Origin of the sequence: Yoonia sp. (assembly GCF_017854415.1) — a bacterium.
Classification (GTDB): domain Bacteria; phylum Pseudomonadota; class Alphaproteobacteria; order Rhodobacterales; family Rhodobacteraceae; genus Yoonia.
The window spans coordinates 1-14704 of the sequence record NZ_JAFMHR010000082.1 but is presented as its reverse complement, the minus strand read 5'-3'; the positions used below and the strand labels follow the sequence as shown (position 1 = coordinate 14704).

At 55.7% G+C, this 14704-nt stretch carries 15 protein-coding genes; 7 read left to right on the top strand and 8 right to left on the bottom strand.

Annotated features, from left to right (window positions below; genetic code table 11):
• From QZ197_RS10345 to dusB, 6 genes are all read right to left on the bottom strand, one after another.
• A partial coding sequence (locus QZ197_RS10345) for an NAD-binding protein (RefSeq protein WP_296431846.1) occupies positions 1-367 on the bottom strand: 367 nt, incomplete at its 3' end.
• A complete protein-coding gene (locus QZ197_RS10340) occupies positions 364-1767 on the bottom strand; it encodes a sigma-54 dependent transcriptional regulator (protein WP_296431850.1) in 1404 nt (467 codons plus the stop codon). The genes QZ197_RS10340 and QZ197_RS10345, both read right to left, overlap by 4 nt.
• An 8-nt stretch (positions 1768-1775) precedes the next feature.
• The gene (locus QZ197_RS10335) at positions 1776-4025 is read right to left on the bottom strand and encodes a PAS domain-containing sensor histidine kinase (protein WP_296431845.1); all 2250 of its coding nucleotides are present in this window, start codon (positions 4023-4025) and stop codon (positions 1776-1778) included.
• 102 nt (positions 4026-4127) lie between these two features.
• Positions 4128-5501 carry a response regulator gene (locus QZ197_RS10330; RefSeq protein ID WP_296431844.1) on the bottom strand — a complete coding sequence of 458 codons (1374 nt, stop codon included), beginning with the start codon at positions 5499-5501 and terminating at the stop codon, positions 4128-4130.
• Positions 5501-6577, bottom strand: coding sequence for an ATP-binding protein (locus QZ197_RS10325; protein WP_296431842.1), 1077 nt, complete (start codon positions 6575-6577; stop codon positions 5501-5503). The genes QZ197_RS10330 and QZ197_RS10325 overlap by 1 nt, the downstream gene beginning before the upstream one ends.
• A complete protein-coding gene (gene dusB, locus QZ197_RS10320; protein WP_296431841.1) occupies positions 6574-7575 on the bottom strand; it encodes a tRNA dihydrouridine synthase DusB in 1002 nt (333 codons plus the stop codon). The genes QZ197_RS10325 and dusB overlap by 4 nt, the downstream gene beginning before the upstream one ends.
• 186 nt (positions 7576-7761) lie before the next feature.
• On the opposite strand from dusB, the gene QZ197_RS10315 reads away from it, so the two are divergent.
• From QZ197_RS10315 to QZ197_RS10300, 4 genes are all read left to right on the top strand, one after another.
• Entirely contained in the window at positions 7762-8895 is a 1134-nt protein-coding gene (locus tag QZ197_RS10315; protein ID WP_296431840.1) for a bifunctional 2-C-methyl-D-erythritol 4-phosphate cytidylyltransferase/2-C-methyl-D-erythritol 2,4-cyclodiphosphate synthase, read from the top strand.
• Positions 8892-9398, top strand: coding sequence for a phosphatidylglycerophosphatase A (locus tag QZ197_RS10310; RefSeq protein WP_296431839.1), 507 nt, complete (start codon positions 8892-8894; stop codon positions 9396-9398). Before QZ197_RS10315 ends, QZ197_RS10310 begins: the two co-directional genes overlap by 4 nt.
• Complete coding sequence (locus QZ197_RS10305) at positions 9395-9862, top strand: CinA family protein (RefSeq protein ID WP_296431838.1); 468 nt, start codon at positions 9395-9397, stop codon at positions 9860-9862. The genes QZ197_RS10310 and QZ197_RS10305 overlap by 4 nt, the downstream gene beginning before the upstream one ends.
• 162 nt (positions 9863-10024) lie before the next feature.
• Entirely contained in the window at positions 10025-11206 is a 1182-nt protein-coding gene (locus QZ197_RS10300; protein ID WP_296431837.1) for an ammonium transporter, read from the top strand.
• A 54-nt stretch (positions 11207-11260) separates the two neighbouring features.
• Here the strand turns inward: QZ197_RS10300 and QZ197_RS10295 are convergent, their stop codons facing one another.
• Positions 11261-11719 (bottom strand): type II toxin-antitoxin system RatA family toxin, encoded by a 459-nt coding sequence (locus tag QZ197_RS10295; protein WP_296431836.1) that lies wholly within the window; start codon positions 11717-11719, stop codon positions 11261-11263.
• Between the two features lie 85 nt (positions 11720-11804).
• Here QZ197_RS10295 and hpt point away from each other — a divergent pair, with 85 nt between their 5' ends.
• The 3 genes from hpt (at position 11805) to QZ197_RS10280 (ending at position 13854) form a co-directional block, all read left to right on the top strand.
• Entirely contained in the window at positions 11805-12353 is a 549-nt protein-coding gene (gene hpt / locus QZ197_RS10290) for a hypoxanthine phosphoribosyltransferase (protein WP_296431848.1), read from the top strand.
• 131 nt (positions 12354-12484) lie between these two features.
• Positions 12485-12961 (top strand): cytochrome c, encoded by a 477-nt coding sequence (locus tag QZ197_RS10285; RefSeq protein ID WP_296431835.1) that lies wholly within the window; start codon positions 12485-12487, stop codon positions 12959-12961.
• Between the two features lie 80 nt (positions 12962-13041).
• On the top strand, positions 13042-13854 hold the full coding sequence (locus QZ197_RS10280) for a cytochrome c (RefSeq protein WP_296431834.1): 813 nt from the start codon (positions 13042-13044) through the stop codon (positions 13852-13854).
• Here the strand turns inward: QZ197_RS10280 and lipA are convergent.
• A partial coding sequence (lipA, locus tag QZ197_RS10275; protein WP_296431833.1) for a lipoyl synthase occupies positions 13851-14704 on the bottom strand: 854 nt, incomplete at its 5' end. The genes QZ197_RS10280 and lipA overlap by 4 nt on opposite strands.

Genomic DNA, 14704 nt, shown 5'->3' with positions numbered 1-14704 from the left:
CAACGTCAATCGGCAGGTGATTGCGGCGGTAAAGGTCGGCATAGCTTGGTGCCAAATAGTTCTGCGCGCGCAATCGCGCGATCTTGCGTTGGACAGAAAAAACCGAGTGCGCGACCTGACAGGTGACCATATTCACTTCGTCTGAATGGGTGGCGGCAATAATCATATCTGCGTCTCTGGCACCCGCGCGGTCCAGAACGTCAGGATAGCTGGCAAAGCCTGCAACCCCTTGCACATCAAGCGTATCAGTCGCGCGGCGCACCAGTTCGGGATTACTATCAACGACCGTTACATCGTTGTTTTCACCCGACAAATGGCGCGCAATTTGCCAGCCAACTTGCCCTGCGCCACAAATGATTACTTTCATGCTTCGTCGCCTTCAAGATAGGCCACGCGCCCGCCCGCTTTGTTTGACGTCACAACACCAAGCGACTTCAACTTACGGTGCAAAGCAGAACGTTCCATGCCAACAAATGAAGCGGTCCGGCTGATATTGCCACCAAAACGGTTAATCTGGGTCAGCAAATATTCACGTTCAAACAACTCGCGCGCTTCACGCAATGGCAAAGTCGCAAGGCCGCCAGCAAGGACGATGCGGCCTTCTTCGCCACCACCTTCTTCAATGCTAGGCAGTTCTTTAGCGCTGATATTACCCGAATTTTCCCCCAGAATAAGAACACGTTCCACAACGTTCTTTAACTGACGTACATTTCCTGGCCACAGCATCGTTTGCAGCAACGCCCGGGCATCATCCGCCAGTTTACGCAGCGGCAACCCCTGCGCTTTGTTAAAGACCTCAATGAAATGTTCTGCCAGTACCGGAATATCTTCGCGGCGTTCTTCGAGCGAAGGCACTGGAATCGGGACGACATTCAAGCGATGATAAAGTTCTTCGCGAAACGTACCCGCATCGATCGCCAAAGGCAGATCGCGGTTCGTGCTGGACACAACACGCAAATCAACTTGGACTTTGTCCGTGCCACCGACACGCTGGAACCGCTGATCCACCAATACACGCAGGATTTTTGACTGCGTTCCTAATGGCATATCCGCGATTTCGTCAAAGTAGATTACACCGCCATTGGCCTCTTCAAGCAAGCCCTGCTCAATACCACGGCCATTCACCTCGCGGCCAAACAGCACTTCTTCCATGCGCTCTGGCGCGATTGAAGCGGAATTGACTGTCACAAACGGCGCTGAAGCGCGATTGGAATTGGCATGTATATAACGCGCCGCGATTTCCTTACCTGCACCGGCCGGACCGGTCAGCATCACGCGGCCATTGGATTTTATGACTTTGTCCAACTGTGATTTCAACGCGCGGAACGCCGCACTGTCGCCCAGCATCTCGGTGCTGTGGGTGTCGCCGCGTTTGAGTTCGACATTCTCGCGGCGCAAACGCGAGGTTTCCATCGCGCGCCGGATCACAACCAAAAGCTGGTCGATATTGAACGGCTTTTCAATGAAATCATAAGCGCCTTGCTTGATCGCTGCGACCGCAATTTCAATATTCCCATGACCCGAAATAATCACAATCGGGATGTCGGGATGGTCACGTTTGACGGATTTGAGGATATCAATCCCGTCCATGTTGCTATCCTTGAGCCAAATGTCGAGGATCATCAAAGCCGGAGACTCTGTCGCGATCTGCGCCATACATTCGTCGGATGTACCTGCAAGTCGCGTTGTAAACCCTTCATCTATCAGGATTTCTGATATCAATTCTCGGATATCGCGTTCGTCATCGGTAATCAGAATATCGCCCATCATTTCCCTCATGCTGGTACTTTTGTGGCCCGCGTCTGTGTCAAGACAACGGGTAATTGGATAATTGCGCAAGCCCCTGCGTGGGTCTGGCCTTCGAAAATTTCAGCGTCAGTCAAAGTGAGCGTGCCGCCATGTTCTTCTATGATCTTCTTGACGATCGGCAGACCAAGACCTGTGCCCTTGTCGCGGGTCGTCACGTAAGGCTCGAACAGGCGCGCGCGGTCTTCTGGCAGGCCGATACCATTGTCTGAAATTTTCACCAGCACAACGCGGTCGTCATACTCCATGCGCAACTGGATCTGCGGGACATAACCGTCTTCGCCGTGCTTACTGGCATAACTTTCCGTGGCCTCGCCTGCGTTCTTAAGCAGGTTTGTCAGCGCCTGCCCGATCATCGTGCCGTCCATATCAACGGTTACAATTTCATCAGGAATGCTGGCCGCAAAGTGAACGTCCGGCTGCCCTGCGATCTGTAACGACAATGCATCATGGACGAGCTGGGTCAGATCATTGCGCTCTAACTCGGGTTCAGGCATCCGCGCGAATTTCGAAAATTCATCAACAATGCGACGTAAGTCATTGGTTTGCCGAATGATAACGTCTGTCATCTGTTCCAGTTTGTCAGCATCATGGCCAACTTGGCCGATGAATTTCCGCTTGATCCGCTCTGCGGATAACTGGATCGGGGTCAGGGGGTTTTTGATCTCGTGGGCGATCCGCTGGGCCACATCGCCCCATGCGGCCATGCGCTGTGCGCTGACCAGATCGGTCACGTCATCAAAGGCCACAACATAGCCTTCCAGCGCGCCATCAGCGTTGCGTCGCTGCGACATCCGGACCAACAGGCTTTCTTGCTGGCCCCGGCGGGTCAAGTTGATCTGGCCTTGCACGCTGTCGCGTTCCGTCACGCAGACCTCATCAAACAGATCGGCGAATTCGGGAACAGCGACAGAAAGCGCCGTATCGGCTTGTTCACTGCGCACAGACAGCAGCTTTTGTGCTGATGGGTTCACAAAGGTCACCCGTCCATCCGCATCAAGGCCCACAACACCCGAGGTCACAGAGCTGAGCACGCTGTCAAACAACCGCCCACGCCGTTCAGTGGTTTGATGGGTGATCAACAGCTCATCACGCTGGCCTTTCAGTTGTGTCGTCATCTGGTTGAAATACGTGCCAAGCTGCGAAATCTCGTCTTCGCCGTCGTCTTCGATGACACGTACATCCAGATCACCCGCACCAACCCGCTGCGACGCAGACACCAGCCGCCCCACAGGGCGCGAAAGGCGTTCGGCAAACCAAAGCCCACCCCAGATCGCACCCAAAATCAAGACGACCGCAAAGCCCAAATAAAGCAGGCCGAATTGGAACAAAAGTCTGCCGCGTTCATTGGAAAGCGCGTCATACTGAGCAACCGTTTCCGTCGTGTCATCCAACAGCGACAGAACATTGCCATCCACTGCACGGGTTACATAAAGATACCGGTCGCGGAAAGCCGTCAGCGGGATCAGCGCGCGAAATTCATCGTTTTCCAAGTCCTGGATCAAGGCCAGACCGGTCTCGCTGGCCTCTTGGAATTGGGCCGCCGTCGGGCGTTCATAGTAAAATTCGTACGACTGCGCGCCGCGTGCTGTGATCATGCCTAGTCCGTCAATCACAAAGGTTTCAGTCAAACTGCGGTCGACTTGATTTTGAACATCACCCAATGCGCGGCGCACTTCGCCGTCGTCCATGAATAGATTGGCTTGCCGTTCACTGTTTAGAAATGCCGCCAACCCCTGCCCGTCGCGGGTTAATTCGCGTTTGTGTTCTTCTTCATAAGCTTGAGCTGTAGACAATGATGTTTGAAGGACATTGCCGACAGGCTCAGAAAACAATCCGTCAAGCGCAATTGAGATCAACGTGACCGAGAACACCGCGACCAGTACAATAGGAACCAGTGCAGATAAGGCAAAAACACCGGTTAAACGGACGGCCAATTGTGATCCGGCAGACCGCGCGCGGCGCGCTGAAATAATCCGTGCAACTTGGCGCATTACTAAGGCTGCCACGACCAGCACATAGGTCAGATCCAGCAACAGCACCAATCGCAAGCTTGTGGATGATGCCCCACGATCCAGCGGACCGACGACAATATAGGTCAACGCCGCCAGAACCGGTGCTGCCACGATCAATGCAAGCGTCAGTGCGCTTTGCACATGACGTTGGCGCAGCCAGCGGCTGAACCGTCCAAAATCGAGGCCTAGAAGGGTACGCCGCAAGCGTTACGCCCTGTAATTGAGGTGAGGTCACCCCCACGATACCGCTATTTTTATGTGGTCTGACGCAAACTGACGTAAGCGCGCCACGGTTATGTTGCGGTTTTACATCAATTTGCGGCGCCGTGTCACGCGGATATCGAGGTCGGTGATCTTCTTGCGCAATGTATTTCGGTTAATCCCAAGCAAATCAGCACATTTCGCCTGATTTCCACCGCTCGCCTCGAGGGCGATTTCGATCAACGGACCTTCGACCTCTTTGAGAATACGGTTATATAACCCTGGCGGCGGCAGAACCCCGCCATGCAGATCAAAATAACGCCGCAGGTGTTTGCCCACACTCGCGCTTAGTTTTTCACCTTCGCCACCTGAACGTAACGGTTCAATCGCTGGCTGATTGCCAAGCACCAGTTCAACTTCGCTGCGTACGATTTCTTCGCCGGCGGCAGTGAAAACCAAACGGCGCACTGCATTTTCAAGCTGTCGCACATTTCCTGGCCAGCTATATGCGCGTACCATATCAAGGGCCGCATCACCAAAGCGGCGCACAGGCGCCCCGTCACGTTCGGCGCGTGCAAGGAAGTGCTCTGCCAGCAATGGAATGTCATCGACACGTTCGCGCAGTGACGGCACATCGACGGTCACACCGCCCAAACGGTAAAACAGGTCTTCGCGGAATTGCCCGTCTTCCATGCGCGCCATCAGATCAGATTGCGACGTCGCCATGATACGCGGTGCATTGTCACCCAAACTGTCCAGCATCCGCACAATCCGCCCTTGGGCGGGTTCAGACAAATCGCTGACTTCGTCAAACAAGATCGATCCGCCCTTGGCACGGCTCAGAATAGTAGAGGGGCCGTCCATGCCTTCAAGATCAGGCGCCGAGACGACGATAAACGGCAAGCTGCGCCTGTCGGAAAAGTCATGCACAGCACGCGCGATCAAGGATTTCCCTGTCCCGCTTTCGCCGGTAATCAAGACCGGAAGCTGCGTGTTCATCACCCGCGCGACCAGCCGGTACAATGCCTGCATCACCGCGGTGCGCCCCACCAAGGGCAAATCACCCCCCTGTTCAGTCGCAAGCGCATCTGGACTACGGGTTACAGGTGCACGGCGTTTCACCTCTAGCGCACGCGCGGCGCGCTTCATCAAATCAGGCAAATCAAACGGTTTGGGTAAATAGTCGTAAGCGTCGGCCTCTGCGGCCTGAATGGCGGTCATAATCGTGTTTTGCGCCGATATCACAATGACTGGCAGTCCTGGACGCGCCGCAGAAATCTTTGGCAACTGCTCTAATCCGTTCCCGTCAGGCATCACGACGTCCGAAATTACCAAATCACCTTTACCTTCGTCGACCCAGCGCATCAGCGTGACCAGCGAAGATGTCGCGTGCACCTTACAGCCCGCGCGCGTCAGCGCTTGGGTAAGCACAGTGCGAATAGTGCGGTCGTCGTCAGCAACAAGAACTGTACCGTCCATTAATTATCTCCTGTGAGTGTGTTTTCGGGTGCCACCGGCAGTGAAATGCGGAACACGGTCCGGCCCGGCACGCTTTCGATGGAAATCCATCCACCCGCGTCGCCGATCAACTTTGATACCAGCGCAAGGCCTAGTCCGGTGCCGTTCTCTTTGCCGGACACGAAAGGTTCAAAAATATCATCCGCGATCTCAGCCGGCAAACCGGGGCCATCGTCGATAATCTCGACCTGCAGTGGCAGTCTTGCTTGGGTACCATCAGAGCGGCGCACGCGCAGCGACGCGTCATAAAATGTCCGCAGCCGGATTGTGCCCGCGTCGCGGCAAGCCTCGGATGCGTTCTTGAGGAGGTTCAGAAACACCTGCAAAAGTTGATCCGAGTCAGCCACGGTAGACGGCAGCGACGGGTCGTAGTCTTCGACAAACAACATATGCGCGCCAAACCCGACAGATGCCGACTGCCTTGCGCGGTCCAAAACATCGTGGATATTCAATGGCTTTAGGATGGGTGGACGTAGATTTCCAAACTGTTCAACCTGCTCAAGCAGTTTCACAATCCGGCGGCTTTCTTCGACAATCAGATCGGTCATTTCCTGATCTTCAGGCGCAAGACCCATCGACAAAAGTTGGGCCGCACCAGTGATCCCCGCAAGCGGATTCTTTATCTCGTGGGCCAGCATTTCGGCCATGCCGATTGCAGACTTTGCAGCTTTACCGCGCGAATGGTTCTGGTTGATGCGGCTTGCGATTTCACGCGGGCTGATCATCACGATCATCGTGTCGTCCGCCCCCTGCAACGGCGCAAACTGGATATTGCAAAGCATCGGCGCACGTTCGCCACTGCCGACATCCACGTCATTCACAAACAGCGATGTCTGGTTTTTCCGCGCGCGTGCAAAAGGCCCTTCAAGCGGGGCATCAATCATCACCTTTTCCCAAAGCTTTTGACCAATCAGCGACTTGGCCGACATATTGAGAAAGCTCTCAGCGGCAGGATTGCTCATCGTGATGACATCGTCACGATCCAGCATCAACGACGGGACAGGCAATGACGACCAAAGTGCTTGCCCCAAAATCATGCCGCCACCTTTTCGCTAAGCGCGTCAGGCAAATCGCGCAACACGTCCGTTGGGTTCGCATGGGTCAAGATCGCTTTGCGCAATACGACACCTGTGCCAACATCATCCATGTACCACCCCAAATGCTTGCGCGAAACTTTGCGCCCCATCTCTGCCCCGTAAAATGACAACATCGCCTCGTAGTGGCCGCACACCATATCGATCAGATCGCGACCTTGCGGTATTTGAGGCGCTTTGGTGCCATGCAGTGCTGCGGATACCTGCGCCAACGCCCAAGGCCGCCCCTGCGCGCCGCGCCCGATCATCACACCGTCAGCGCCGGACAGGCGCAGCGCCTCGCGGGCTGTGGCGGCATCTACAATATCACCATTCGCAATCACCGGAATACTGACAGCGTCCTTGATTTGCGCGATTGCGGCCCAATCAGCGGCCCCTTTGTAAAACTGACACCGCGTGCGCCCGTGGATCGTGACCAGCTTGATCCCCGCATCCTCGGCCCGTTTGGCCACAGATGCTGCGTTCAGCGTGGCATCATCCCAGCCAAGGCGTGTTTTGAGCGTCACAGGCACTTTAACGGCATTGACCACTGCCTCGATCAGGGTCAGCGCAAAATCGGGTGTGCGCAGCAAGGCCGATCCAGAGTATCCACTCGTCACCTTTTTGGCAGGGCAACCCATGTTGATGTCGATGAATGTCGCACCGTTAGCTTCGATCATGCGGGCGGCTTCGGCCATCCAGTAAGCGTCGCGCCCAGCAATTTGAACGGCGGTGCTGCCTTGGTCATACCCCAGTTCCGCCTTTTCACGCGCGGCGGGTTTGGCCTGAACCATCTCTTGGCTGGCAACCATTTCGCTGACGACCCAACCGGCCCCAAATGACGCGACCAGCTGGCGAAAAGGCAAATCCGTAATACCCGCCAACGGCGCAAGCGCCACAGGCGGCGACAAAGCCACATCGTTCAAGTTCAAAGATTCGCTAGACGCCAAGAGGATGATCATTCGCTTACTGTTTATGCAATCATCCCCAGATACGGTGAAAACGTGCCAATCGCAACGAAATGCAAGCCAATACATCCCGCATTATTGGCAAATGCCTAATTATTAAGCATTGAGGTCGCGAAACTGTCGAATTGCGTCAGGATGAACAGCGCCCTACACCTAATGCCAACCAAGGATGGATACCGCATGACGACAGCCGCTATCATCGTCGCCGCAGGACGCGGCACCCGCGCAGGTGGCGCGCTTCCCAAGCAATGGCAACAGCTTGGCGGCCGCCCGATCGCGGCCTACGCAATGGACAAGTTTGCAGGTCACCCGCGTATTGCGCAACTGATCTTGGTGCTGCACCCCGAAGATATCGACACGCCACTTTGGCCGCGTGAACCTGCGGCGCACATCGTGACCGGTGGTGCGACGCGGGCAGCGTCCGTGCAAGCCGGGCTCGCGGCTGTTGGTCCCGACATTACCCAAGTGCTGATCCATGACGCTGCACGACCATTGGTCAGTGACGCGTTGATTGATCGCGTTTTGGACGCGCTACAGTCACACCAAGGCGCTGCCCCTGCTGTCGCGGTCACCGATACGCTTTGGCATGGGGTCGCAGATCAAGTGTCCGGCGTTCAAGACCGCAGCGGGCTATACCGCGCACAAACGCCGCAAGGGTTCCACCTCGCGGAATTGTTGGCCGCGCACGCAACCAGCACAGGATTAGAGACCGACGATGTCGCCGTTGCCCGCGCCGCAGGGCTGGACGTCGCGATCGTGGCAGGCGATGAAGACAATATCAAAATCACCACACCCGACGACTTTGCGCGGGCTGAAAAACTGATGAGGCACCACATGGATATCCGCTGCGGCAATGGCTACGACGTGCACCGATTTGAGCCGGGCGATCATGTTTGGCTGTGTGGCGTGCAAATCCCGCACACCCGCGGCCTGCAAGGGCACTCTGACGCTGATGTCGGCATGCATGCGGTCACGGATGCAATCTATGGAGCGCTGGGCATGGGCGATATCGGGCAGCACTTTCCGCCCTCTGACCCACAGTGGAAAGGCGCCGCGAGCCATATTTTCTTGGAACATGCCGTAGCTTTGGCGGCCAAAGAAGGTTTCACAATCAGCAACGCAGATTGCACGCTGGTTTGCGAATTCCCAAAGATCGGCCCGCATCAAGACGCAATGAAAGCTGTGATGGCCGCCTATATGGGCGTGGCAAGTAGCCGCCTCAGCGTCAAAGCCACCACTTCAGAACGTTTGGGATTCACGGGCCGCGAAGAAGGCATCGCAGCAATCGCAACCGTGACATTGGTCAAATCATGACGCATCTGATCGCCACCTTTTTTTATGTGGGTCACATGCGCCCTGCCCCCGGCACATGGGGATCATTGGCAGCGTTGCCAGCGGCATGGGTGATTTACATCATCGCAGGCCCGTGGGGGTTGGTCGCAGGTGCGGTGCTGTCTTATGTGCTTGGTGTCTGGGCGACGGGTGTCGAGACAAAGGGTAAAGACAACCACGACCCCTCCGAGATCGTGATCGACGAAGTTTGCGGTCAGTGGATCGCGCTGCTGCCCGTGGCCTTTGGCGCTGCATCTGCGGGTGTCGCCATCACCGCACTTTGGCCGGGTTGGATCGCGGCATTCGCCTTGTTTCGGCTGTTTGATATCACCAAATGGGGGCCGATCGGCTGGGCAGATCGCATGCATGGACCGACGGGTGTGATGCTCGATGATGTAATCGCAGGTATCTTTGCCGCCATCGGGGTCATTGGTTTAGCTGGCTTGGCGCATTGGGGCTTTGTCACCCAAGTAAACCCCGCATGACAAAGACCGCTGAACTGGTGAAACTGGCCCGCGCAAAGGGTCAGACACTGACAACAGCAGAAAGCTGTACCGGCGGCATGCTAAGCGCCGCGATCACCGATGTCGCAGGAAGCTCAGCCATTTTTGATCGGGGCTTTGTCACCTATTCAAACGCCGCGAAGGTTGAGATGCTTGGAGTACGTGAAACGACCTTGGACCAGCATGGCGCAGTTTCCGAACAAGTCGCCACCGAAATGGCGAGTGGCGCGCTTGCACACTCTGGTGCGGACATCGCCATTTCAATTACCGGCATTGCAGGCCCTGGTGGCTCTGATCACAAGCCCGAAGGTCGCGTCTGTTTCGGGATTGCAATGTCGGGCGGGGCAACCGCGACAACAATGGAATTTGGGGCAATCGGTCGGGAAAATGTGCGGTTGGCAGCACGCGACCACGGCCTTGCACTGCTCTGGGACGCGCTAACCTAGAAGCGGGCAATAAGTAAGCAATCGCTACATATATCGCCTACTTTTTAATCAATTAACATATTGCCGGATTTCACAGCACCTATTCACCACTTTGCCTATTTAGTCAGCACTCCGAATCCTTCCTAAGGCCCGTCAACAAACCCAAATAAGATGGAGGGGACTATGAACGGAGCGGATACAGCGTGGATCATTGTGGCCACGGCGCTTGTACTATTCATGACATTGCCTGGACTGGCACTGTTTTACGGCGGGTTGGTGCGCGCGCGCAACGTGCTGAGCGTGTTCATGCATTGCTATGCGATTGCATGCCTGATGAGCATCCTTTGGTTTGCGTTGGGCTATTCCATCGCATTCGGGTCCGGTACCAGCGGATTCTGGGGTGGTTTGGACAAAATGTTCCTTGCAGGCATCACGGCTGACACGCTTTCGGGCACCCTGCCCGAGGTTCTGTTCTTTGCCTTTCAGATGACATTCGCAATCATCACCCCTGCACTGATCGTAGGTGCATATGTGGAACGCATCGGTTTTGGCTTTGTGCTGCTGTTCTCGGCGCTTTGGATGCTGCTTGTTTATGCGCCCGTCGTGCATTGGATCTGGGGCGGCGGGATCCTGTCAGACGGCGGCATTCTGGGCGAGATCGGCGTGCGTGATTTCGCGGGCGGCATCGTTGTCCATGAAACCGCTGGTTTGGCTGCGCTGGTGCTGGCGATCTTTCTTGGTGCGCGCCGTGACGCGACCAAGCCACCTCACAACCCGGGTATGGTTATGATCGGTGCGGCGATGCTCTGGGTCGGCTGGTTCGGCTTTAACGGTGGATCACAACTGGCCGCTGATGGCGGTGCCGCAATGGCAATCACTGTCACGCATATCTCGGCCGCGGCCGCGTCGCTGACTTGGGCGCTGTGGGAGCGGGTCAAATTCGGCAAATCATCCCTCGTAGGTATGGTTACCGGGACAATTGCAGGTCTGGCATCCATAACGCCCGCGTCGGGCTTTGTCGGTCCGGTTGAGGCGCTCGTGATTGGTTCAATCGCAGGCATCTTGTGTCAGGAAGCGGTCAGCCTGATCCGCAACAAGATCAAGATCGACGATACACTGGACGTTTTCGCGGTTCACGGTGTTGGCGGTATCTTTGGTACGATCATGATCGCGGTCTTCGGCGCAGGCGCATGGGTTGCCCAGATTGGTGGCCTTGTGATTGTGGGTGGCTATACGATTGCAGTGACCACAGCACTGATCTTTATCTGCAAAGCGATTACACCATTGCGTGTGGACGAAGAAACCGAAGTCGGTGGCCTTGATCTGGCCGTCCACGGTGAGCGTGCATATGAGTTCAACAGCTAAACCGCTGATGTTAAGATAAGAAAAGGCCTGCCTCCAACCGGATGCGGGCCTTTTTTACGTCTGGGGGATCGGGGTATAAAGCTCTGCTGCGCGTCGCTCGAACGACCTGACGACACGTTGCATGGCCTCATTGAAAAACAGACCAGCGGCACCCTGCAAAAGCCGGCTTTTGAATTCGAAATCTACCGAAAAAGACACTTCGCAGCCGCCTTCAACGTCCTTGAATGTCCATTGGCTTTCAAGGTTTTTCACTGGTCCGTCCAAGTAAGCGGTGTCGATCTTCATTGCCTCAGACCATAGCAAAACACGGCTTCCGAATTTTTCGCGAAACACTTTGAACGAAATCACGAGGTCCGCGAGCATTTCCAAATGATCCCCGCGTTCCGTGATGCTGCGCACACGGGCCGCAGCGGTCCACGGTAAAAACTTGGGGTAATTGCCCACATCAGCCACAAGATCATACATCTGCTGGGCGGTGTATGGCAGGAATTTTGTTTCGGAATGACTGGGCATTGATGGTCTTTCGCGGGTGACTTCACCCTTGGATGTCGTAAACTATGCCCAGAAAATCAACCTAATTCCACAGACCGAGGCCCCAATGTCGCACCCACCCTATGTAATCGACACGATGATCAGCGCAAAATCTATCGCCGCGCGGATCGAAGAGCTTGCGGGCGAGATCGAAAAGGAATTCGCAGGCACCGATAAACTGGTCGTCGTCGGCTTGCTGCGCGGATCGTTTGTCTTCATCGCCGATCTGGTCCGCGAATTGAACCTGCCGGTCGAGGTCGATTTCCTAGAGGCCTCTTCTTATGGTGATGGCATGGAAAGCAGCCGCGAGGTGCGTATCCTCAAGGACCTGCGCGGCCAGATCGAAGGACGCGATGTACTGGTCGTCGAAGATATCGTCGACACCGGACACACGCTTGCCCACGTCACCAAATACCTGCAGTCACGTAAACCGGCGCGCATGCGCTCCATCGCATTGCTCGACAAACCCGCCCGCCGCGAAGTTGATTTCAAGGCATATTGGACAGGCTTTGAAATCCCCGACGAATTCGTTGTTGGCTACGGGATCGACTATGCCCAACGCAATCGCAACCTGCCGTTCATTGGCAAAGTGCGCTTTACGGATGCAGCCGAATGAACCAACGCTGGCTTATGATCGCCAAGCGCCGACCAACATGCGTCCCTAGCAGCGATCACACTTGCGTCATTTGACTGACGACAAAGTCATGGTACCCCTTTTTACGTCCATTCACGGATGAGGAGACCAAAATGCATTTTAAGACACTCACTGTTGTTGCCACTGCAGGCGCATTCATTGTTGCAAGCGCTGCTTTTGCCGGCGGCCATTTGACCGAAGATCAACAACGCGCAGTGGATGCGCGCCAGTCTCATATGGGGCTTTACGGGTTTAATCTTGGGCCACTTGGGGCAATGGCTCAGGATAAAATACCATATGACGCAGAAGTAGCGGCAGCTGCGGCTGCAAACCTCGCGGCTTTGGCAAATATGTCCCATGACGCCTATTGGGTCGAAGGCACTGACGGCTCTGGCGACGGCATACGCGCAAAGACCGAAATCTGGACAGACATGGACGGCTTCAAAGCAGAAGACATGAAGCTTGCTGCTGCGACAACAGCATTGGCGGCTGTCGCCGGTGACGGGCTTGACGCAATGCGGGCGGCATTCGGCCCAGTTTGGCAGTCGTGTGGATCATGCCATGAGGCGTATCGCGCGCCGCGCAGCTAGACTTGGGCGCTTTTCGCTCTTTTTCCTTGCTGGCAATTGCCGGCCTCGCGGTTGGGTGGTTTGCCACCCGCCCGCAACCTTTGCCTGATGACGCATTGATCGGACTGACCGGTGATCCTGCAAATGGCGCCCTGGTGTTCGCTGCTGCGGGTTGCGCATCGTGCCATGTGGCGACAGATGGGCCGGCTAATTTGCTATCTGGTGGCAAGCGCTTTGTCTCTGACTTTGGCAGTTTTATCGCACCCAACATCTCAAGCGATGCGGAACACGGCATCGGCAGTTGGACCGATCTTGAGCTTGCCTCTGCTATCAAGGCAGGCGTAGGGCGCGATGGCAGGCATCTTTATCCCGCATTCCCTTACACCGCATATAGCAAAGCCAGCACGCAAGATATCGTGGACCTGATTGCGTATTTACGCACCCTGCCCGCTTCAGACCGTCCGGACGTGCCGCACGCGTTGGATTTTCCATTTAATCAACGCATTACGCTTGGCCCGTGGAAGGCGCTGTTTCTGCGGTCGGATTGGATATTGGCCGACGTGCCAACACCGCAACTTGAGCGGGGTCGTTATTTGGTCGAAAGCCTTGGCCATTGCACGGAATGCCACACGCCACGCAATGCGCTTGGTGGTTTGCAGACCGCGCGCTGGATGGCGGGTGCACCAAATCCATCAGGCGAAGGGCGCATTCCAAATATCACACCCGCCGTTTTGAAGTGGTCCGAAGGCGAAATCGCCGAATACCTAAAAAGCGGATTCACGCCAGATTTTGACAGCGCAGGTGGGACAATGGCTGCAGTGGTGCGCAATACGGCCAAGCTAAGCGATGCGGATCGCGCCGCAATCGCCGCCTACCTCAAGGCAATTCCCGCCGTTGCGAACGAAGAGCCTTAAGCCAGCCCAAGCTTTTTCTGGCGCGCGTCACGCAATTGCGCAAAGTGATCGCCCGCATGGTAGGATGACCGCGTTAGCGGCGTGGACGAAACCATCAAAAAGCCTTTGTTAAAGGCAGTCTTTTCATAGGCTTTGAATTCCTCGGGGGTCACAAAACGATCTACCTTGTGATGCTTTGGCGTCGGCTGCAGGTACTGGCCGATGGTTAGGAAATCGATATCCGCAGCGCGCATATCTTCCATAACCTGCGTCACACCCTGCTTATCTTCACCCAAACCAACCATAATGCCGGATTTTGTGAACATTGTCGGGTCAAGCTCTTTGACGCGCTGTAACAGGCGCAGCGAATGGAAATACCGCGCACCGGGGCGGACCTCTGGGTAAAGACCTGGAACGGTTTCAAGGTTGTGGTTGAACACGTCGGGGCGGGCTTCGACCACGATTTCTAAAACCTTCGGGTCGCAACGGATAAAGTCTGGCGTCAAGATTTCGATTGTGGTGGCCGGCGACTGACGACGAATAGCGCGGATGGTTTGGGCAAAATGTTCCGCGCCACCATCCTCGACATCGTCGCGGTCAACGGACGTGATGACCACATGGTTCAGGCCCAGCTTCTTGACCGCATCAGCGACGCGACCCGGTTCAAACACATCCAGATCCTCTGGCGGTTTACCCGTGGCGATGTTGCAAAAGGTACAAGCCCGCGTGCAAACTTCGCCCATAATCATCATCGTAGCGTGGCCTTGTGACCAACATTCACCAACGTTGGGGCAGCCTGCTTCTTCGCAAACTGTGACCAACTTGTGTTCGCGCATGATCTTATGGGTATCTTTATAGCCCTGCGATGTCG

Excerpts from the sequence above, each read along its gene's own strand:
- QZ197_RS10340 (WP_296431850.1), bottom strand. The coding sequence starts at position 1,767 with ATGGGCGATATTCTGATTACCGATGACGAACGCGATATCCGAGAATTG.
- QZ197_RS10330 (WP_296431844.1), bottom strand. The coding sequence starts at position 5,501 with ATGGACGGTACAGTTCTTGTTGCTGACGACGACCGCACTATTCGCACT.
- QZ197_RS10325 (WP_296431842.1), bottom strand. The coding sequence starts at position 6,577 with ATGATTTTGGGGCAAGCACTTTGGTCGTCATTGCCTGTCCCGTCGTTG.
- dusB (WP_296431841.1), bottom strand. The coding sequence starts at position 7,575 with ATGATCATCCTCTTGGCGTCTAGCGAATCTTTGAACTTGAACGATGTG.
- QZ197_RS10315 (WP_296431840.1), top strand. The coding sequence starts at position 7,762 with ATGACGACAGCCGCTATCATCGTCGCCGCAGGACGCGGCACCCGCGCA.
- QZ197_RS10310 (WP_296431839.1), top strand. The coding sequence starts at position 8,892 with ATGACGCATCTGATCGCCACCTTTTTTTATGTGGGTCACATGCGCCCT.
- QZ197_RS10305 (WP_296431838.1), top strand. The coding sequence starts at position 9,395 with ATGACAAAGACCGCTGAACTGGTGAAACTGGCCCGCGCAAAGGGTCAG.
- QZ197_RS10300 (WP_296431837.1), top strand. The coding sequence starts at position 10,025 with ATGAACGGAGCGGATACAGCGTGGATCATTGTGGCCACGGCGCTTGTA.
- QZ197_RS10295 (WP_296431836.1), bottom strand. The coding sequence starts at position 11,719 with ATGCCCAGTCATTCCGAAACAAAATTCCTGCCATACACCGCCCAGCAG.
- hpt (WP_296431848.1), top strand. The coding sequence starts at position 11,805 with ATGTCGCACCCACCCTATGTAATCGACACGATGATCAGCGCAAAATCT.
- QZ197_RS10285 (WP_296431835.1), top strand. The coding sequence starts at position 12,485 with ATGCATTTTAAGACACTCACTGTTGTTGCCACTGCAGGCGCATTCATT.